This is a genomic window from Nocardia cerradoensis NBRC 101014 (genome assembly GCF_000308535.1).
GTDB lineage: Bacteria > Actinomycetota > Actinomycetes > Mycobacteriales > Mycobacteriaceae > Nocardia > Nocardia cerradoensis.
In genome coordinates this window covers 1-19,089 of record NZ_BAFW01000240.1, presented here as the reverse complement: position 1 = coordinate 19,089, position 19,089 = coordinate 1, and the positions used below count along the sequence as shown (strand labels likewise).

Sequence of the window (19,089 nt, the reverse complement as noted above, 5' to 3'; positions counted from 1 at the left end):
GATATGCGCGTCAGTGATCCGTGCCCGGATCGCCGTCGCGATGTTGGCGGGAGATCCGCCACAGGAATTCGGGGTCGTCATCGGGACCCACGACTCGGCGTCGCTTCTCGGGCCCCCGTCCGATGCCGATCCGGGGCGCATGCTCCGGTCCGAACGCTTTCCAGCACAACACCGCGACAGCCACGACCGCGATGAGTGCCAACAGGTACGCCACGTCGCTCACCTCCTGTCATCGAGGGTAATCCCGTGTACGTACCTGTCGCACTGTGACCGCGAGAATGAGCCCTCGAACTCAGGGGCGAGTCGCCTCGGTGGTCAGCGACTTCAGCAGCTGCATTACCTCCGACTCACGGAACCGGCGATGTCCGCCCGGAGTGCGCAGCGAGCCCAGCCGCCCGGCATGTGCCCACCGAGTGACCGTTTTCGGATCGACGTGGAACAGCGCCGCCACCTGGCCCGGGGTCAGGAGGGCCTCCTGGCCGTTGACGGAACCCAACGTGCGGCTCGCCGCGGTGATCGCAGTCATTCGCAAACCTTTCCGTAATCGACAGATCCCTCATCAGATAGCGACATCGTTGCACCCGGACCCCCAGGTGTTCGAACGATCTAACGTTGGTAAAGGGGAAGTAATAGACAAAACGGATATACGTACGGCTGCGTACGTCGCGCCGGCGAACATCCGGCGATCGAATTCGGCGGGACCCGGGCAGGTCGGAACGGGTGCGGTGGCGTCGCCTACCCTGGTCGTGTGAGTGAAGCATCCCGATCCGACGACGCCGCGAGCGATCGGGCCCCGGCCTCGGCGGGTCGGCGGCTCGCGCGCAATCTGGCGCTGTACACCCTGGCCCGGCTGGCTCTGGTCGCCGTGATCGCCGCGATCATCCTGGTGGTGGCGCACGTGGTGAACGTCGACATCCCGCTGATCGTCGCGCTGCTGTTCGCGCTGATCGTGGCGATGCCGCTGTCGCTGGTCCTGTTCAAGCGGCTGCGGGCGCGCGTGAACGAGGACATCGCGGCGGTCGACGAGAAGCGCCGCAACGACAAAGCGAACCTGCGAGCTCGCCTGCGCGGCGAAGAGGCGCAGTGAGCGACAATCGCGCAGCGGCTCGCTGCGCCGACCGGGTGCGGGTGTCCCGCATGGCGCAGGAGGCGCAGTGAGCGACAATCGCGCAGCGGCTCGCTGCGCCGACCGGGTGCGGGTGTCCCGCATGGCGCAGGAGGCGCAGTGAGCGACAATCGCGCAGCGGCTCGCTGCGCCGACCGGGTGCGGGTGTCCCGCATGGCGCAGGAGGCGCAGTGAGCGACAACCGCGCGGTGAGCGGGCGGCTGCGGTGAAGTACTGCGATCGCAGTGCTTCGCGCGAGTGGGTCGACAATGCGGTGCGACTGATCGAGGCCGATGCGCAGCGCAGCGCCGATACCCACCTGCTGCGGTATCCGCTGCCGCGCGAATGGGGTGTGCGGCTGTATCTCAAGGACGAGTCCACGCATCCGACCGGCAGCTTGAAACATCGGCTGGCGCGTTCGCTGTTCCTCTACGCGATCTGCAACGGCTGGGTGTGTGAGGGGACGACCATTGTCGAGGCGTCCTCGGGGTCGACCGCGATCAGCGAGGCCTATTTCGCGAAACTGCTCGGCCTGGACTTCGTCTCGGTGGTGCCGGCGAAGACCTCGCCCGAGAAGATCGCGCTGATCGAGGCGCAGGGCGGCCGATGCCACTTCGTCGACCGTGCGCCCGATATCTACACCGAGGCCGTGCGGCTGGCCGCCGAATGCGACGGCCACTACATGGACCAGTTCACCTACGCCGAGCGGGCCACCGACTGGCGCGGTAACAACAACATCGCCGAATCCATCTATCAGCAAATGGTTTTGGAGACCCATCCGGTTCCGGACTGGGTGGTCGTCGGCGCCGGCACCGGCGGAACGAGCGCCACCATCGGCCGGTACATCCGCTATCGCCGCCACGTCACCCGGCTGGCCGTGGTCGATCCGGAGAATTCGGCGTTCTACGGCGGGTACGAGGTCGGGGACCCGGGATATCAGACCGGTATGCCGTCGCGGATCGAGGGCATCGGCCGGCCGCGGGTGGAGCCGTCGTTCATCGGCGATGTGGTCGACCGGATGATCGAGGTGCCCGATGCCGCCTCCATCGCCGCGTGCCGCCATGCCAGTGCGGTGCTCGGCCGGCGGGTGGGCGGATCCACCGGAACCAATCTGTGGGGCGCGTTCGCCCTGATCGCCGAGATGATCGCCGCGGGCCGCGAGGGCAGTGTGGTGACGCTGCTGTGCGACGGCGGGGACCGTTATGCCGGAACGTATTTCAACGACGAGTGGGTCGCGGGGCAGGGGCTGGACCTGGCCGGCTCGCACGCGATTCTCGACGAATTCACCGCCACGGGTATCTGGACCGCCTGAGTCGCGGGATCTCCGCATCACCGTTCGCCGCAGGTGAACACCCTTGGTGTCAATTTTGATTGACGCGCCCGCGATGTCAACGTAAATTGACGTACATGAGTGAAGCGACAACGCTGGCGGCCGCCGCCGGCAGTCCCGACCCCCAGGTCGGGCTGCGGGCGGTGCTCGCGCTGCGGCGATTGCTCGAGCGGCTCGAGGCGATCCAGGTGGCCAATGCCCGTAAGCAGGGCTGGTCCTGGCAAGCCATCGCCGAGGCGCTCGAGGTCAGTCGGCAGGCGGTCCATCAGAAGTACAACCGGAAAGGCGGAATCCACTGATGTTCGAGAGATTTGCCAAGGCGGCGCGCTCCGCCGTCGTGGACGCGCAGGAGGAAGCGCGTGAATTGCGTGCGCCCAGTATCGATGTCGAGCATCTGCTGCTGGGCCTCGCCACCTGCGCCGACGTACAGCTGCGAAAAGTGCTGGAGGACAACGGCATCACCGCCGAAGCGATCCGGAGTTCGCTACCGGGCCGGCCGCAGGCGGAAGAACCGCTGGGCGAGGAGGACGCGGCCGCGCTGAAATCGATCGGTATCGATCTGGACGCGGTGCGAGACAGTGTGCAGGCCAGCTTCGGCGAGGGGGCCTTCGACGAGGCGGTGCCGGTTCCGGACAAGGGCCGCGGGCGGTTCCGGTTCGGCGGCGGAATGACCTTCGGTCACATCCCCTTCACCCGCGAGGCCAAGAAAACGCTGGAACTGTCCCTGCGTGAAGCGATCTCCCGCGGCGACGACCGCATCGAGGCGGGGCACGTGCTGCTCGGCATCCTGCGCGCCCCCAACCCCACCACACGAGAACTGCTGGGCGGGAGCGAAGGGATGGAACGAGTGCGCGGCGCGGTTCAGGAGATGCTCGACCGCGCGGCTTGACGCCACGGGGCGGGGAAGGGGCGCAGCGCGTGACCGGTAACTCGTCCCGGCCGCCGTTAGCATTGCCGCATGGCACTTCTGCTCCGTTTGGCGATCAACGCCCTCGCGATCTGGCTCGCGGCGGCCTGGGTCGGCGGTATCGAATTGAAGGATCCGCCCGATGCGGGCACCGGCGGCAAGATACTCGTCGTGGTCTGCGTCGCGATCGTCTTCGGACTGGTCAACGCGCTGATCAAGCCGATCGTGAAATTGCTGTCGCTCCCGTTGGTCATCGTCACGCTGGGGCTGTTCCTGCTGGTGATCAATGCCCTCATGCTGTGGCTGACGGCGAAGATCACCGAGACCACCGATTACGGCCTGCGGGTCGACGGGTTCTGGGCGGCGATCTTCGGTGCCGTCATCGTGACCCTCGTCAACTGGGTGCTCGGCGTCCTGGTCCCGGAGGGCGGGCGGGACTGACGCTGTCGCGTCGCCCGTTCGTCAGCCGAGGCCGAGCGCCAGCGCGGTGAGCAGGGACCAGCCCAGCATCGCCAGACCGGTATCGCGCAGCGAGGGAATCAATCCCGGTCCCTGCTGCCCACCGCGCACGGGGGCGTTGGATCGCACGGCGAGCGGGATCGCCAGCAAACCCACCAGGGCCCACGGTGTGCGCATCACCAGCAGCAGCGAGGCCGCGAACGGCACCACCATCAGCACCAGATGCAGTGTGCGGGTGCGGGTGTCGCCCAGTTTGACGGCGAGAGTGGTCTTTCCGGTCACCGAATCGGTGGGGATGTCGCGCAGATTGTTGGTGACCAGCACGGCGCTGGAGAACGCGCCCACCGCGATCGCGCCGACCAGTCCGGCCCAGTCGAGTCGTTCGGCCTGCACGAATTCGGTGCCCAGCACCGCGACCAGGCCGAAGAAGACGAAGACGGCGATCTCACCGAAACCGCTGTAGCCGTAAGGTTTGCTGCCGCCGGTGTAGAACCAGGCGCCGGCCAGGCAGGCCGCGCCGATCAGCAGCAGCCACCACGCGGTGGTGATCACCAGGATCAATCCGAAGACCGCGCCCACGCTCAGGCAGGCGATGGCCGCGCCGCGTACCGCGGCCGGACTCGCCAGACCCGAACCGACCAGTCGCAGCGGGCCGACCCGCTCGTCGTCGGTGCCGCGAATGCCGTCGGAGTAGTCGTTGGCGTAGTTGACGCCGATGATGAGAGCCAGCGAAACCAGCAGGCTCAGCAGGGCCTTCCACCACGCCGCGGCATCCAGCGACGCGGCCGCGCCGGTGCCGACGAGGACCGGGGCGATCGCATTGGGCAGCGTCCGCGGGCGGGCGCCTTCGAGCCATTGTGCTGCACTAGCCATATCCGGCAGCCTAATGGTGGTGGGCCGGAGGCGGCAGCGCAGTGTCACCACGCGACTGCAGTCGACAACATTATTACGATATATCGGAGTAAACTCGACGAGATGCGTGGCCCGGGGAGCGGTCGGCCCCGGCGCAGCGCCCGATATTCATTCGACCGGTCACATACGATTGCGACGGCATGTTTCCTGATCACAGCGGCTCCGGGCCGGCATCGCGCGCCGCCCGTGCGAATGCCGGGATGACGCATACCCGGCCGGACAGCAGCGGCCGGGACGAAAGGCTGCCCGAGATGGATGTTCGCGTGGCGCTTCTGGGGGAGGTCGCGCTGCGCCGCGACGCGGATCTCGTCGCGGTGCCCGGTGCCCGGGCGCGGTTGCTGGTCGCGGCGCTCGCCGTTCATCCCGGGCGCAGCCGCAGTGCCCAGGCGCTGATCGACGACATCTGGGGCGAGCAACCGCCGCGCGCGCCGATGAACGCCCTGCATACGCAGGTCTCGAGGTTGCGGTCGGCCTTGCCGGAGGGTGCGCTGGAAATCGGCCCGGCGGGGTACCGGCTGCTGCTGACCGAGGAACAGGTCGACCTGAGCCTGGCCCGCGGCCTGGAACGGGAGGCGCAGCTGCGGTTCGAGCGCGGCGACACCGCTGGATGCCTCGGCCTCGTGCAGCGGGCGCGTGCGCTGTGGCGGGGCGAACCCGGTGCGGATCTGCCGGCCGGCCCCGTCGCCGACGAACTGCACGAATTCGCGGCCGCGCGCTGGTCGGCCCTGGACACCCTGGAACTGGCGGCACGGGAGGCCACGGGGGATCTCGGCGGGGCGTTGCGGGTGGCGCGGCGAGCGGCCGCGGCCGAGCCGCTCGACGAGCCCGCGCACGCCACCCTGATGCGCCTGCTCGCCGGCGACGGGCGGGCGAACGAGGCCCTGGAGGTCTTCGCCGGACTGCGGACGCGGCTGGGTGAGGAATTGGGCGCGGACCCCGGCCCGGCGCTGGTCGCGTTGAACACCGCGATTCTGCGTGGCGACCATCCGGCGGTGGGCCCGGTGCAGTCGCACTCCGTGCCGGTCACCTCCGCGACCCAGCGGGTGTCCACCGCCCAGCACGCGCTCACCTCGGAACCGCCGTACGGCCACCCGGAAACCGCTGCCGCGCCGCCCAATACGGCCCTGGGCCTGCGCGCGGCGCCCAATCCGCTGCTCGGCCGCGACGGCGATCTGGTGGCGCTGGAGAAACTCGTCCAGGAATTCCGGGTGACGACCGTGCTGGGTCCGGGCGGTACCGGCAAGACCCGCGTCGCCAATGAGCTGGGCGCGCGGATCGCGGGCAGGCAAGCGGTGGCGCTGGTCGAATTGGCCTCGCTGCGAGCCGCTTCCGACGGCGACGCCGGTGAGCGCCACGCCGCGACGTGCGCGGAGATCGAGGCGGCCATCGGGGCGGTGCTCGGCGTCAACGAATACTCCCGCGAAGCGAATGTGTTGCGCCGCAACCAGACCATCGACGGCCGGCGCCGGTTGCGTGAGGCGCTGTCGTTGCGTCCCGTCCTGCTGATCCTCGACAACTGCGAACATCTCATCGACGCGGCGGCCGAGGTGGTTGCCGACCTGGTCGGCAGTTGTGAACATCTCACGGTGGTGACCACCAGCCGGGCGCCGCTGGCCATCACGGCGGAGACGGTATATCCGTTGCCGCCCTTGGCGATCGACGCGCAGGGCTCACCCGCCACGGAGTTGTTCGTCAGCCGGGCGCGGGCGGTGCGGCCCTCGGCCCGGCTGGATCCGGCGGTCGTGGCCCGGCTGTGCCGCACCCTCGACGGGCTGCCGCTGGCCATCGAACTCGCCGCGGCCCGCGTGCGGACCATGAGCGTCGAGGAGATCGAAAGCCGGCTCGGACACCGCTTCGCGCTGTTGCGTTCGGGCGACCGCAGCTCACCCGAACGCCACCGCACCCTGCACGCGGTGATCGAGTGGAGCTGGAATCTGCTCGAGCCCGAACAGCGGGTGGCCCTGCGGCGGCTGTGCCGGTTCCCCGCCGGATTCTCCTTGAACGCAGCGGAATCCGTGGTGGCCGGACCGGATTCGATCGACGCGGTGAGCGCGGTGGACGGATTGGTGAGCCAGTCGCTGCTGACGGTGCTGGCCGACGACGAGATGGTCGCCACCCGCTACCGCATGCTCGAGACGGTGCGCGAATTCGGTGAGGAACAGCTGATCGCGGCCGGTGAAGCCGATCTGGTGATGGATCGGATGTGCGGCTGGGCAAGGGACTTCGCGCGCGAAGCCGCAGAGCACTATGCCGGACCGGATCAGGTCCGCACGGTGTTGTCGCTCGCTGCCGAACTCGACAACCTGCTGGCGGTGCTGCGCCATGCCGTCGAGACCGCCGATTCCCGAACCGTGTTCTCGGTCTTCGCGCCCGTCGCCATGCTGTGGGTCATGCGGGGCGCGCATATGGAGTTGATGAGCTGGGCGCCCCGGGTCGTGCCGGTGCCACCGCCCGAGGGCCCGCGCACCCGGATCGAGTCGGATCTGGAACTGCAGAGCTATGTCTTCCTGGCCATGCATCTGGCCTTCGGCGAGCCCGGACTGCGGCCCCTCGCGGTGATCCGGGCCCGCGCCCGCCGCGTGCTCGCCACGGCCGAGCTCACGCCCGGGATCCGGTATCTCGGTGAAATGCTCTGCACGCGCATAAATGTCGCCCACGGCGTGCGTTTGATGGCGGCGGGTACCCGTTCCGACGACGAGCTCGTCCGGTCGCTCGCCCTGCTGCTGCGCGCCAATATGCGCGAGAACGCGAGCTATACCGCCGGGTCGATCCGCGATGCGCGGGCCGCTCTCGCATTGGTCGAGGGCCGCGATGTCTGGGCCACCGCGATGTGCTCCCAGCATCTCGGGCAGATGGCCTCGCAGGCGGCGCGCTACGAGGAGGCGGTCGGCTACTACCGGCGCGCGGCCGAGCTGATGCAGGAGTTGCGCTGCTTCGAGGAAAGTGTGGAAGTGCGTAGCTTCCTCGCCGTCTCCATGGTCGGCGCCGGACAGTTGGTCGATGCGCGGCGGGAACTCGAGTACGCGCTGGGGGTCATCGACGACGGCGTCGGACTGGACGAACCGGTGACACAGCCGAACCATCGCAAGGGCGCGGTCGTCGCCGGAATGGCGGAACTCGAACTGGCGGAGGGCGATATCGAGCGTGGTCTACGCACGTTCCGGCGCAGTCTGCAGCTGTTCGATTGGCCGAATGGCGGTCCCGGGCCCGGACCGGGTGATGTCATCGTCGCCGCCGCCGTGCTCGACGCCCATGTTCTCCATGACGCCGTGCACGAGGTGCCGGAGTTGCCCGGTCAGGTGGCCCGGGTCGCGCGGGAACGGCTCACCCAGTTCGTCGATCTCCCGCAGATCGGTGGTGCCGCCTGCGCGCTGGGCTCCCATCTCGTGCGATCCGGAGTCGATCCGGAAACCGGCGCGACGCTGCTGGCGCTGGCGATGAAAGTGGTGGGCCGCCAGGACTATTCCTCGATGCGTTGGAATCGTCACCTGGCGCTGGCTCGGGCCACCGTCGGCGCGGAACTGATCGCCGCCGGGCAGGAGGCGGTCTCGAGTGTCAACCGGCGTTCGGCCGCGCAGCGCGTCCTCGCGATGCTGCCGGAACTCGAGATCCTGCTCGGCGCCTGAGGCGGCAGTCGAGCGGTCGCCGGGCTGCGTGCCGGGTGCTGCGGCCACATCCGTGAAAAGCGTTGTCCGCCGGTCGCTTTCGCGACCGGCGGACAGGGTGGAGGGAGACGTCACGCCCGGCGCATGTAGGCCCGGATGGCCAGCGGGGCGAAGATCGCGATGACGACCGCCGAGCCGATCAGGCACCACGCCAGGTTGCTGCTGTAGATGTTGCCGTTCATCAGCTCGCGGCACGAATTCACCATGTAGTACACGGGATTGGCCTTGTTGATGCCCTGCATCCAGCCGGGCATGGTGCTGACGAGAGCGAACGCGCCGGACATGAAGGTCAGCGGGAACATGATCATCATGGAGATGCCCTGCACCGAGGCGGCGCTTTTACCGGTGACACCGACCAGCGCCCAGATCCAGCTGACGGCGAACGAGCAGAACACCACGACCAGACCGGCGACGACCACGCCGACCACGCCGCCCTCGGGCCGGTAGCCCAGGATCAGGCCGACCACGATGGTGAGCACGGTCGCGATGCCGTAGCGCACCATATCGGCGATCAGTGCGCCGGCCAGGGCCGAAACCCGGGCGATGGGAAGGGATTTGAAGCGGTCGAAGACGCCCTTGTCCATATCCTCGCGCAACTGGGTGCCGGTGACGACCGAGGTGAGTACGACCGTCTGGACCAGGATGCCCGGAATCAGCACCGGTAGATAGGCCTGCACGCTGCCGCCGATGGCGCCGCCGAAGATATAGGCGAACAGGGCGGTGAACAGGATCGGCTGCACGGTGACGTCGAACAGCTGTTCCGGATTGTGCTTGATCTTGAGGATGCCGCGATACGCCATGGTGAGCGAATTCGCGACGGTCTGGCGCAGTGAAATGCGGTTGCTGGCAACGGGAATCGCGGCGCGCGCGGCGTGCCGGCCGGTTGCGGGAGCGGGAAGAGTGGTGGTCACGATTTGTCCTTCGGGGGAGTGGGGAAGGTAGCGGGGGCGGGCCTCATGCCGCGGTGCCCTCGGAATCGGTGCCGGCGTCCTCGGATTCGGCGGCGTGGCCGGTGAGGGCGAAGAACACCTCGTCCAGGCTCGGCTTGCTGACGGTGATCTCGTCGACGCGGATATCGTTGTCGCGCAGCCGGATCAGCAGATCCGCCGTCACGCTCGGATCGCTGAGCGGGGCGGTGACGCGGCCGGCCTCGGGGGAGATGCTCGCCTCGACCAGTTTGCCGTCGGCGCGGGAGAGGAATTCCCCGATCAGGGTGCGGGCCCGTTCGATGGTGGCGCGGTCGGCGACGGTGATCTGCAGCGCCGACTGCCCGACCGAACCCTTGAGCTCGTCGGAGGTGCCGTCGGCGATCACCCTGCCGTGGTCGATCACCGCGATGCGGTCGGCGAGCTGATCGGCCTCGTCCAGGTACTGCGTGGTGAGCAGCACCGTGGCGCCCTCGCGCACGAGCCGGCGGATGGTCTCCCACATCTGCGCGCGAGTGCGCGGATCCAGGCCGGTGGTCGGCTCGTCGAGGAACAGCAGCGGCGGCGTCGCGATCAGGCTGGCCGCCAGATCCAGGCGCCGGCGCATACCGCCGGAGAAGTTCTCCAGGGCCTTGGTCGCCGCCTCGGTCAGCCCGAATTCCTCGAGCAGTTCGGCCGCGCGGCGCTTGGCCTGCGACCGGCTCAGCCCGAGCAGACGGGAGAAGATGATCAGATTCTCGGTGGCGCTGAGCTTTTCGTCGACCGAGGCGTACTGGCCGGTGACGCCGATCAGCGAGCGGACCGCGGTGGGTTCGGCCACGACGTCGTGACCGAAGATCCGGGCCCGGCCGCCGTCGGGGCGCAGCAGGGTGGCGAGCATGCGGATGGTGGTGGTCTTGCCGGCCCCGTTCGGGCCGAGCACGCCGTAGACGGCGCCCTGCGGCACCGCCAGGCTCACGCCGTCGACGGCCCGCTGCTCCCCGAAGACCTTGACCAGCCCGTCCGCCTCGATGGCGAGTGCATCAGCAGGTGCGTTAGAAGTCATGCCACTACTGTGCGGGGGCCGGCTTGCACCCTTCTTGCACCGCTGTTGCACGGTCGTGCAAGGGTGATCGAGGGTCGCTCGCATATCGGGCCGCCCACGCAAGCGGCGGCATCGTCGCAGGTGGGAGCGTCGATCAGGACAGTGACGGTGTGGGCGGTGTCACTGTCGTGCGGTCAGCGCGTCGCCTGCTCCAGCAGGTGCTCACGCAGCTTCACGCGATTCGGCTTGCCGGGACCGCGCATCGGGATCTCGTCGAGGATCGCCAGTTCCCGCGGGGCCGCGATCGGATCCAGCTCGGCCACCACGTGCGCGCGCAATTCGTCGAGAGTGAGGGTCGCGCCCGGATTGGGGACCACCGCCACCGCCACCCGCTGGCCCAGCCGCGGATCGGGCAGGCCCAGCACCACGGCCTCGTTGATCGCCGGGTGGGTGGCCAGCACGGCCTCGACGACCTGCGGGATCACCAGCAGGCCGCCGGTCATGATCGCCTCGTCCAGGCGCCCGGTGATGGTCAGGACGCCGTCGTCGAAGGTGCCGGCGTCCTCGGTGCGGAACCAGCCGGGCTCGGCGAACGCCGGATGATCGGGGATGCCGCGATAGCCCTTGGCCAGCATGGCCCCGCCCAGCAGCACGCGCCCGTCCTCGATGCGCACCTTCGCACCCGCCAGCGGCACGCCCTCGTAGACGCAGCCGCCGCACGTCTCGCTCATGCCGTAGGTGCGGACCACGTTGATCCCGGCCGCGCGGGCTCGGTCGAGTACCGGCTTCGGTGTCGCCGCGCCGCCGACCAGGACCGCGTCCAGCGCCGCGAGCGCCTGCGCGCCGACCGGATCGTCGAGCGCCTTGATGAGCTGTGTGGGCACCAGCGAGGTGTAGCGCCGAGGTCCGGTCATCGCGGATACCGCCGTCGCCAGCCCGCCGGGCAGGAAGCCACCCGAGACGTCCAGCACCACCGGTTCGGTGCCCGCCTGAATACTGCGCAACAGCACCTGCACCCCGGCGATGTGATGAGTCGGCAGCGCCAGCAGCCACTGGCCCGGACCGCCGAGCCGCTCGTGGGTGGCATCGCCGCTGGCGCGCAGAGCGGCCGAGGTGAGCATCGCGCCCTTGGGTACGCCGGTGGTGCCGGAGGTGGTGACCACCAGGGCCACGTCGTCCTCGATCTCCTCGCCCGGGCGCAGTGCGCTGGAGAGTCGATGGGATTCCCGGCGATCGCCGGTGGGGATCGGCAGCCACGCCGGACCGTTGCCCTCCAAGGCTTCCCGCAGATGCGGCAAGACGTCACCCACCGCGGCTCCGGTGGGCATGGGGAGGGTCCGCAGGGTGCTCACGTTCGCGATCGTGTCATGTCGAGGTCGATGACCCGTGAACGGGTCCGCACTTCCTTCGCTGAATCGGGGAGAAGGTCAGTCCGACGTCGGTGTCGCCAGCGGCCAACCACCCGCTGCCAGATGCGATGCCACTCGAGCGATATCGTCCTCGCCCGGCAGCTCCTTGGCAACTCGGGCGATCGCTGCCTCGATCTCGTGCTGGGCGATCTCGTCGTCGCCGGCGCGTTCGCGCACCAGCTCCTCGACCACCAGATGCACCTCGTAGTCGGTGAGCCGGCGATGCAGGACGGCCAGCAGCGCGACATAGTCGGATTGCGGCACACCCTGCGGATATCCGGCGCGCAGCCAGCCCAGCACCTTCTGCAGGACCGACGGCGTGGTCTCGTTCGGTTCGGGTTGCTGGGGCGATGCGGGTTCGGTGGTCACGAATGTCCTTTCGACGATCAGGGTGGCGCCGTGCGGCCGCTCAGCCTTGACCGAACAGATGGATGCCGAGCCGCGCGGCCAGAAAACCTCTGGCAACGAACAGCACTCCGGCGATGACGGTCAGCGTTACCACCGAATAACACAACCCCGCGCAGGCCGCAGCCGCACGCCGGCGGGTGGAATCCGGTTGTGGCGCAGCCCCCGCGATCGAATGCAGCCGCACGCCGAGCGCGAAGATCGCCGGCAGTCCCGCCCCGAAGATCAAGGCGGCGGCGGTGACTCGCCACAGTTCGGTCAGATCGTCGATCAGGGTCTGCATCAGAAATTCCTTGCCGCGCGATGGGAGGCGCGTGAATCGTCGGTCCGTGCGGGCTTCCCGGGCTCGGGCGGTGCGGAGGCCGCGGCGTCGGCGGGTGCCGAACCGGCGGGCCCGGATTCGGCGGCCGGGCCGGACTCCAGGTTGCCGGGCCGGGTTTCGGCGGCCGGTCCGGTGCCGTCGGCCCCCGGCAGGCTCGTCCACTGCTCGTTGACGTTCGCGGCGTGCACCGGAGTCCGGCGTGAGCGCAGATAGATCAGGCCGGCCATCGCGACGAGGATGGCGAAGACCACCAGCACGCCGGGCAGTCCCCCGATCAGATGCGCCAGCGCCCAGCAGATCGCGCCCGCCAGTCCGGCCAGCGGGAGGGTGAAGACCCAGGCCACCACCATGCGCCCGAGCACCGGCCAGCGCACCTCGGCGCCCGGGCGGCCCATGCCCGTACCCAGGATGGCGCCCGTCACCGTCTGCGTGGTCGACAGCGGCAAGCCGAAATGCGCCGAGGTGAGAATGATCGCGGCGCTGGTGGATTCGGCCGCCAGCCCCTGCGGTGGAGTGATGTCGACCAGACCCTTGCCGAGGGTCCGGATGATGCGCCAGCCGCCCAGCGAGGTGCCCGCGGCGATGGCCACCGCACAGGCCACGATCACCCACAGCGGCAACGGGTCGCTGGGTTGTTTCGATCCGTAGGCGATGAGGGCCAGGAAGATGATGCCCATGGTCTTCTGCGCGTCGTTGGTGCCGTGGGCCAGCGACACCAGCGAGGCCGAACCGATCTGGCCCCATCGGAAACTCCGGTTCACCACCCGCTGATCGCTGCTGCGGGTGATCCGATACACCAGCCAGGTGCCCACCGAGGCGACCAGCGCCGCGACCACGGGCGCCAGCACCGCGGGCACGATGATCTTGGTGAGCACGCCCTTCTGCCCGGCCGACCAGATCACCCCGCTCCAGCCGAGCGCGGCGATGGTGGCGCCGATGAGCCCGCCGAACAGGGCGTGGGAGGAACTCGACGGCAACCCGAACAGCCAGGTGAGCAGATTCCACAGAATGCCGCCGACCAGGCCCGCGAAGACGATGGCGAGCAGATCGGCGCCGCCCACCTCGTCCAGGCGCACGATGCCTTCGGCGACGGTGGCGGCCACCTCGACACTGAGGAAGGCGCCGATCAGATTCAGCCCGCCCGACAGCAGCACCGCGGCGCGCGGGCGCAGGGCGCCGGTGGCGATCGAGGTCGCCATGGCGTTGGCGGTGTCGTGGAAGCCGTTGGTGAAGTCGAAAACGAGAGCCGTGACGACGACGATGAGCAGAACGAACAGTTCGGCGGTCACGCCTCCAGTGTGCGTTATCGATCCGTTAACGCGTTGGCCAGGTTCCCGACATGTCGGACGAACCGGGATGGTAAGGCGGGGTCATTCCGGGGGCTTGCGGCTGTCGCGCCGGATCGGATGGTCGGCGGGCACCTGCACCAGCACGATCGGAACGCCGTCCGGATCGCGCAGCCACATCTCGATCAGACCCCAGGGTTCCCGCACGGGCGCGCGATCGATCGGGATGCCCCGGATCGCCAATTCCGTGGCCGCGATGTTCGCGTCGCGCACCTGCAACCACACAGCGCCTGCGAAACCGGCCGGAGCCGCCTCGTCGCGCCCGTGCGCGGCCACCTCGAGCAGCGATTGCCCGGCGAAGAACACCGTGCCGCCCGGATACTCCCGCGCGATCGCCAGCTCGAGCCCGTCCCGGTAGAACGCCAGCGTGCGTTCGTAATCGCTCGGCCGCAGGATGATTCGACTGCTGAGGATGTCCACGAATCGAGCCTAGAGGGACGACCTCGGGCCCAGTGGCCGCTTCGCGAGGTCCGGCGGGAAGTCCTGCTCAGAAGTAGTACGGGTAGGGACTCCAGTCCGGCTTGCGCTTCTCCAGGAACGCGTCGCGGCCCTCGACCGCCTCGTCGGTCATGTAGGCGAGGCGGGTCGCCTCCCCGGCGAACAGCTGCTGGCCCACCAGGCCGTCGTCGGTCAGGTTGAACGCGTATTTGAGCATGCGCTGGGCCTGCGGCGATTTCGCGAGGATCTCGGCGGTCCACTCCAGCGCCTCGTCCTCGAGCCGGTCGTGGTCGACGACCGCGTTCACCGCACCCATGTGGTGCATCTGCTCGGCGGTGTAGGGGCGGCCGAGGAAGAAGATCTCCCGGGCGAATTTCTGGCCGACCATCTTCGCCAGGTAGGCGCTGCCGTAGCCGCCGTCGAAGCTGCCCACGTCGGCGTCGGTCTGCTTGAACCGGGCGTGCTCACGGCTGGCCAGGGTGAGGTCGCAGACCACGTGCAGGCTGTGCCCGCCACCGGCCGCCCAGCCGTTGACCAGCGCGATGACCACCTTCGGCATGAACCGGATCAGCCGCTGCACCTCCAGAATGTGCAGGCGTCCGGCGCGGGCCTTGTCGACGGTGTCGGCGGTCTCCCCGTCGGCGTACTGATATCCGCTGCGCCCGCGGATGCGCTGATCGCCGCCGGAGCAGAACGCCCATCCGCCGTCCTTGGGACTGGGGCCGTTCCCGGTGAGCAGGACCGCACCCACATCCGGCGTCATCCGCGCGTGGTCGAGCGCGCGGTACAGCTCGTCGACGGTGTGCGGCCGGAAGGCGTTGCGCACCTCCGGACGATCGAAGGCCACGCGGACGGTGCCCTGCTCGATGTGCCGGTGATAGGTGATGTCGGTCAGGTCCTCGAAACCCGCGACGGGCTCCCAGAGTTTCGGATTGAACGTCACCCGAGCCATCATGCACCCCACCCGTCACCATCGTTTCGCCCGCGCCCGGACAGGCTGCCGCAAATGTGATGTTCGTCCGGAACGTCGCGGAACCGGCGAGCTACCGACGGGTTGGGTTGGACGGTGTAAGAACTGGCGTTACCGTGCAGGTATGAGTGAGCGCGCGGAACCGGCCATCGACACCAGTGCGGTCGATGCCGATCGGTACGAGAAGCACGGCGGATTTCCCAAGGTGGAGGAGGCCGAACTCGGCGCGAACTACGCGCCGTTCCTGGAGGCGATGCGCACGCTCCAGGACCTCACCGTCTCCGTCGACTGCCCCGACGAGGTGTTCGGGCAGGCCCTCGCCCAGGCGAACGCATTGGCCGAACTGCTCGAGCCCTATCGCGCACCGGAACTGCAGGGTCCGTCGGGACGAGTGCCGTCGCTGCCGGGGCGTGGCAGTCTGCTGCTGCCGCCGTGGGTGATGACCGAGGCCGGTCCCACGGGAGTCCGGATGCGCGGCGAATTCCGCCGGTATCACCTCGGCGGCAACAACGCCGTGCACGGCGGCGTGCTGCCGCTGCTGTTCGACGATCTGTTCGGCTCGCTGGTGCACTACGCCGGACGGCCGATCAGTCGCACCGCGTTTCTGCACGTCAACTACCGCAAGGTGACACCGCTGGAGACGCCGCTGACGGTCGAGGGAACCGTCGATCGGGTGGACGGGCGCAAGACTTTCGTCTCCGCGCGACTGCGCGACGAATCCGAAACGTTGCTCGCCGATTGTGAAGGGCTCATGGTGCAGTTGCTGCCCTGGCAGCCGTAGTCGGCGAGAGGACGGTGTGTCCGGTGCGTCCGATGCGTATAGTTACCCGCGCTCGCTCATCGAAAAACTATCCGGAGGAACCTGAAAGTGGTTGCAGCACTGTCTGAATCCCTGCTCGATGACGCCAAACGCCCGGCCTTCCTGGCCGACGCCCAGGAGGTTCTGGATGCGGAGGTGTCCGATAAGGGGGGTGCATCGGGCCTGGCCGTGAAGGGCGGCTACGCCGCGGTGAAGAAGGTCAGCCCGACCATCGTCTCGGACGCGCTGGAGTCGTTCGCACCCAAGTTCGTCGAGCGGCTGGAACCGTACTGGGCCCAGTACCAGGCGGCGGGTAGCGGCTCGTTTGCCGATCTGCTGGTCGCCAACTCCGACGAGGTTGCCGAGTCGCTGCTCGCGGTGACCGACGCGCGTGCCGAGGCCTCGTCGCGGCCGGCGCTGAAGAAGGCGTACTCGTCGCTGCGTTCGTCGGCGAAAAAGCATGTGGTCGAGGCGCTTCCGCGCGTCGGCGACCTGGTCCAGCGGCACGCCGGCTGAGTTGCGATTCTGCGACCTCGTCGTTCGGCATCCGGATGGAGTGTGATCCCCGGATGCCGAACGGCGGGGGGCCGCGGCGGCACGAGGTGAGCGCCGCGGGTCCCGTCGGAATCCACCCGAGTCGCGCGGTGGCGATCAGCCCGGCGCCGACTTCCCGAACCGCCAGTAGCCCGTGAAAGTGATGTCCGCCTTGGCGATTCCGCGCTCGTTCGCGAGATGTCGCCGCAGGCCGGAGGCCACCGCGGTGCCCGGGGTGGTGTTCGCCGCCCACCCGCAGGCGGGAGTGTGCCCGCCGTGCATGGCGAAATCGATGTCCAGCTCGGCGGTTTCGCCGAATTCTCCCTGCCCGGCCGGCCGGAACTCGCGCACGGCATTTGATGCGCTTGGGCATGGATATTAGGTTAGCAGAACCTAACTCGATGAACAGGGTGTGAGCGGGTCGACGTCCCCTGCGGCCGGAAGGTCTGACAGTCTGGGGAGGTGAATCCATCGACAGCACAGGCCCAGGTCGTGGTGGACGAGCTGGTGCGCGGGGGTGTGCGCGATGTCGTGCTGTGCCCGGGCTCGCGCAACGCGCCGCTGGCCTTCGCGCTGCAGGCGGCCGATGCGGCGGGGCGGCTGCGACTGCATATGCGCATCGACGAGCGGACCGCCGGATTCCTCGCGGTCGGCATGGCGGTGTCCACCGGGGCGCCGGTGCCGGTGGTGATGACCTCGGGAACCGCGGTCGCCAACCTCGGGCCCGCCGTGCTGGAGGCCAACTACGCCCGGCAGCCGCTGATCGTGCTCAGCGCCAATCGGCCCTACGAGATGCTGGGCAGCGGCGCCAACCAGACCGTCGAGCAGTTCGGCCTGTTCGGCAGTCAGGTCCGGGCCGCGATCAGCCTGGGCCTGGCCGAAGCGGAACCGGATTACCGCAGCCAGAACAGTGTGTGGCGAGCCGCGGTCTGCCGCGTCCTGGCCGCCGCGCGCGGCACCCGGTCCGGCAACGCCGGGCCCGTGCACTTCGACATTCCGCTGCGCGAGCCGCTGGTCCCCGATGCCGTTGCCGGCGAGCCGATTCCGGCCGGACGCGCCGGTGACGCGCCGTGGACCGAAACCCAGTACGCGACCCTGGACGTACCGCTCGAGATCGATCTGACGCTCGACACCGTCGTCATCTCCGGTCACGGCGCGGGCTATCGCGCCGAGCTGGCGCAGCTGCCCACGGTCGCCGAACCCACCGCCGCGATGCCCGGCCCCGCCCTGCATCCGCTGGCGCTGCCCCTGTTGCGGCCGCGCCAGGCCATCATCACCGGCCGGCCGACCCTGCATCGGCAGGTGTCGAAGGTGCTGGCCGATCCGGATGTCACCGTCTTCGCGCTGACCACCGGGCCGCGCTGGCCCGATGTGTCCGGCAATGTCGTCGGCACCGGCACCCGTGCGGTCACCTCGGGCGCCCCACGCCCGGAATGGCTCGAGCAGTGCCGCGAACTCGACGCGATGGCCTGCCGCGCGATCCGCACCGAACTCGCCCGTCATCCCAAGCCGACCGGCCTGCATGTGGCCTCGGTGGTGATGGACGCCCTGCGTGAGGGCGACCAGCTCCTGCTCGGCGCCTCGAATCCGGTGCGCGACGCGGCGCTGGTGTCGCATCCGCGTCCCGGCGTGAAGGTGCTGTCCAACCGCGGCGTGGCCGGTATCGACGGCACGGTGTCCACCGCGGTCGGCGCGGCCCTGAGTCATCCCGGCCGGACCTTCGCGCTGATCGGCGACCTGACCTTCCTGCACGACGCCTCCGGCCTGCTGATCGGCCCGGGGGAGCCGCGCCCGGCGGATCTGACCATCGTGGTCGCCAACGACGACGGCGGCGGCATCTTCGAACTGCTCGAACAGGGCGATCCGCAGTACGCCGGCGTCTTCGAGCGCATCTTCGGTACCCCGCACGGGATGGATCTGGCCGCGCTGTGCGCGGCCTACCGGATTCCGCATCGGCAGGTCGACCCGGCCGAGCTGGCGGTGGAATTGACCGGGCACGCCCACGGCATTCGCGTGCTGGAGGTCGCGACCGAGCGATCCAGCCTGCGCGAGTTGCATGCCGCGGTGCGCGCCGGCATCGAATAGAGCGTGAACCGCACAGCTCGGTAACCGGTAGATCCCTGACCGGCGGTTCAGTAACCGGCCTCGGGCTCGTCGTATTCGTCGTCGAGCGGCACGGGGATCGATTGCTCGATGAGGTCGGCCTCGGCGGCTTCGCGGTCGACGGCCGGTGCGTCGAATTCGGGCTCGTCCGGCGCCACCTCGAGATTCTGGTCCAGCTGGTCGGCCTCCGGAACCATGTCGACGGAGGTGGTGTCGATGGTGGGATCGGTCATCGGTTGCTCCCTTCCGCTCGGGGGTCCGACTCGCCGGATACCGCGATCCGGCACTGTCGAGGATGCCCTCACCGCGTGCTGCTGGCAACCGTTCGTTCGCGGTCGCCGATGAATTCGGGTGGCCCGACTCGTCCCCTCTATGAGTGCCTGTGCCGGTACAGGCCGTATTCGGAGGAGGACCACATGGCGACACCCCACTTCG

The 19,089-nt window shown here is 68.9% G+C and carries 22 protein-coding genes; 9 read left to right on the top strand and 13 right to left on the bottom strand.

Annotation, left to right across the window (positions count from 1 at the left end; translation table 11 throughout):
• Nucleotides 1–10 precede the first annotated feature (10 nt).
• Nucleotides 11–214: a hypothetical protein gene (locus ON23_RS24945; protein ID WP_036506051.1), complete on the bottom strand. Its 204-nt coding sequence runs from the start codon at nucleotides 212–214 to the stop codon at nucleotides 11–13.
• A 78-nt stretch (nucleotides 215–292) separates the two neighbouring features.
• Nucleotides 293–526: a BldC family transcriptional regulator gene (locus ON23_RS24940; RefSeq protein ID WP_051025198.1), complete on the bottom strand. Its 234-nt coding sequence runs from the start codon at nucleotides 524–526 to the stop codon at nucleotides 293–295.
• Nucleotides 527–748: 222 nt separating this feature from the next.
• Between ON23_RS24940 and ON23_RS24935 the strand changes: the two genes are divergently transcribed.
• The 5 genes from ON23_RS24935 to ON23_RS24915 all read left to right on the top strand — a co-directional run bounded on the left by ON23_RS24935 (nucleotide 749) and on the right by ON23_RS24915 (nucleotide 3,783).
• Nucleotides 749–1,087 (top strand): DUF4229 domain-containing protein, encoded by a 339-nt coding sequence (locus tag ON23_RS24935; protein WP_039781158.1) that lies wholly within the window; start codon nucleotides 749–751, stop codon nucleotides 1,085–1,087.
• 244 nt (nucleotides 1,088–1,331) lie between these two features.
• Nucleotides 1,332–2,417, top strand: a complete 1,086-nt coding sequence (gene cds1, locus ON23_RS24930; RefSeq protein WP_039781156.1) for an L-cysteine desulfhydrase Cds1 — start codon at nucleotides 1,332–1,334, stop codon at nucleotides 2,415–2,417.
• A gap of 95 nt (nucleotides 2,418–2,512) precedes the next feature.
• Nucleotides 2,513–2,734, top strand: a complete 222-nt coding sequence (locus ON23_RS24925) for a helix-turn-helix domain-containing protein (protein WP_036505955.1) — start codon at nucleotides 2,513–2,515, stop codon at nucleotides 2,732–2,734.
• Complete coding sequence (locus ON23_RS24920) at nucleotides 2,734–3,324, top strand: Clp protease N-terminal domain-containing protein (RefSeq protein WP_039781155.1); 591 nt, start codon at nucleotides 2,734–2,736, stop codon at nucleotides 3,322–3,324. Before ON23_RS24925 ends, ON23_RS24920 begins: the two co-directional genes overlap by 1 nt.
• 69 nt (nucleotides 3,325–3,393) lie before the next feature.
• A complete protein-coding gene (locus ON23_RS24915) occupies nucleotides 3,394–3,783 on the top strand; it encodes a phage holin family protein (protein ID WP_039781154.1) in 390 nt (129 codons plus the stop codon).
• A 21-nt stretch (nucleotides 3,784–3,804) separates the two neighbouring features.
• Here ON23_RS24915 and ON23_RS24910 read toward each other — a convergent pair whose 3' ends face one another.
• Nucleotides 3,805–4,674, bottom strand: a complete 870-nt coding sequence (locus tag ON23_RS24910; protein WP_039781153.1) for a 1,4-dihydroxy-2-naphthoate polyprenyltransferase — start codon at nucleotides 4,672–4,674, stop codon at nucleotides 3,805–3,807.
• A 302-nt stretch (nucleotides 4,675–4,976) separates the two neighbouring features.
• Between ON23_RS24910 and ON23_RS24905 the strand changes: the two genes are divergently transcribed.
• The gene (locus ON23_RS24905) at nucleotides 4,977–8,339 is read left to right on the top strand and encodes an AfsR/SARP family transcriptional regulator (RefSeq protein WP_245556101.1); all 3,363 of its coding nucleotides are present in this window, start codon (nucleotides 4,977–4,979) and stop codon (nucleotides 8,337–8,339) included.
• A 110-nt stretch (nucleotides 8,340–8,449) separates the two neighbouring features.
• Here the strand turns inward: ON23_RS24905 and ON23_RS24900 are convergent, their stop codons facing one another.
• The 8 genes from ON23_RS24900 to ON23_RS24865 form a co-directional block, all read right to left on the bottom strand.
• Nucleotides 8,450–9,289 carry an ABC transporter permease gene (locus tag ON23_RS24900; protein WP_039781152.1) on the bottom strand — a complete coding sequence of 280 codons (840 nt, stop codon included), beginning with the start codon at nucleotides 9,287–9,289 and terminating at the stop codon, nucleotides 8,450–8,452.
• Nucleotides 9,290–9,332: 43 nt separating this feature from the next.
• Nucleotides 9,333–10,349: a daunorubicin resistance protein DrrA family ABC transporter ATP-binding protein gene (locus ON23_RS24895; protein WP_039781151.1), complete on the bottom strand. Its 1,017-nt coding sequence runs from the start codon at nucleotides 10,347–10,349 to the stop codon at nucleotides 9,333–9,335.
• Nucleotides 10,350–10,522: 173 nt separating this feature from the next.
• Nucleotides 10,523–11,680: an o-succinylbenzoate--CoA ligase gene (gene menE, locus ON23_RS24890; RefSeq protein WP_039781150.1), complete on the bottom strand. Its 1,158-nt coding sequence runs from the start codon at nucleotides 11,678–11,680 to the stop codon at nucleotides 10,523–10,525.
• A gap of 75 nt (nucleotides 11,681–11,755) precedes the next feature.
• On the bottom strand, nucleotides 11,756–12,106 hold the full coding sequence (locus ON23_RS24885; RefSeq protein ID WP_083904218.1) for a DUF3349 domain-containing protein: 351 nt from the start codon (nucleotides 12,104–12,106) through the stop codon (nucleotides 11,756–11,758).
• Nucleotides 12,107–12,146: 40 nt separating this feature from the next.
• Nucleotides 12,147–12,425: a hypothetical protein gene (locus ON23_RS24880; protein WP_039781149.1), complete on the bottom strand. Its 279-nt coding sequence runs from the start codon at nucleotides 12,423–12,425 to the stop codon at nucleotides 12,147–12,149.
• The gene (locus ON23_RS24875; RefSeq protein WP_039781148.1) at nucleotides 12,425–13,753 is read right to left on the bottom strand and encodes an inorganic phosphate transporter; all 1,329 of its coding nucleotides are present in this window, start codon (nucleotides 13,751–13,753) and stop codon (nucleotides 12,425–12,427) included. The genes ON23_RS24880 and ON23_RS24875 overlap by 1 nt, the downstream gene beginning before the upstream one ends.
• Before the next feature lie 81 nt (nucleotides 13,754–13,834).
• Nucleotides 13,835–14,230, bottom strand: coding sequence for a VOC family protein (locus ON23_RS24870; RefSeq protein ID WP_039781146.1), 396 nt, complete (start codon nucleotides 14,228–14,230; stop codon nucleotides 13,835–13,837).
• A 67-nt stretch (nucleotides 14,231–14,297) separates the two neighbouring features.
• On the bottom strand, nucleotides 14,298–15,200 hold the full coding sequence (locus ON23_RS24865) for a 1,4-dihydroxy-2-naphthoyl-CoA synthase (protein ID WP_039781242.1): 903 nt from the start codon (nucleotides 15,198–15,200) through the stop codon (nucleotides 14,298–14,300).
• Nucleotides 15,201–15,342: 142 nt separating this feature from the next.
• Here ON23_RS24865 and ON23_RS24860 point away from each other — a divergent pair, with 142 nt between their 5' ends.
• Together ON23_RS24860 and ON23_RS24855 are read left to right on the top strand one after the other, a co-directional pair.
• On the top strand, nucleotides 15,343–15,999 hold the full coding sequence (locus ON23_RS24860) for a PaaI family thioesterase (RefSeq protein ID WP_039781145.1): 657 nt from the start codon (nucleotides 15,343–15,345) through the stop codon (nucleotides 15,997–15,999).
• An 87-nt stretch (nucleotides 16,000–16,086) separates the two neighbouring features.
• Complete coding sequence (locus ON23_RS24855) at nucleotides 16,087–16,533, top strand: DUF6918 family protein (RefSeq protein ID WP_030516248.1); 447 nt, start codon at nucleotides 16,087–16,089, stop codon at nucleotides 16,531–16,533.
• A 135-nt stretch (nucleotides 16,534–16,668) separates the two neighbouring features.
• On the opposite strand, the gene ON23_RS24850 is transcribed toward ON23_RS24855, so the two are convergent.
• The gene (locus ON23_RS24850; RefSeq protein ID WP_039781144.1) at nucleotides 16,669–16,902 is read right to left on the bottom strand and encodes a siderophore-interacting protein; all 234 of its coding nucleotides are present in this window, start codon (nucleotides 16,900–16,902) and stop codon (nucleotides 16,669–16,671) included.
• A 111-nt stretch (nucleotides 16,903–17,013) separates the two neighbouring features.
• On the opposite strand from ON23_RS24850, the gene menD reads away from it, so the two are divergent.
• Nucleotides 17,014–18,636: a 2-succinyl-5-enolpyruvyl-6-hydroxy-3-cyclohexene-1-carboxylic-acid synthase gene (menD, locus tag ON23_RS24845; RefSeq protein WP_039781143.1), complete on the top strand. Its 1,623-nt coding sequence runs from the start codon at nucleotides 17,014–17,016 to the stop codon at nucleotides 18,634–18,636.
• 47 nt (nucleotides 18,637–18,683) lie between these two features.
• Here the strand turns inward: menD and ON23_RS24840 are convergent, their stop codons facing one another.
• Nucleotides 18,684–18,887 (bottom strand): Rv3202a family protein, encoded by a 204-nt coding sequence (locus ON23_RS24840; RefSeq protein ID WP_039781142.1) that lies wholly within the window; start codon nucleotides 18,885–18,887, stop codon nucleotides 18,684–18,686.
• Between the last annotated feature and the right edge of the window lie 202 nt (nucleotides 18,888–19,089).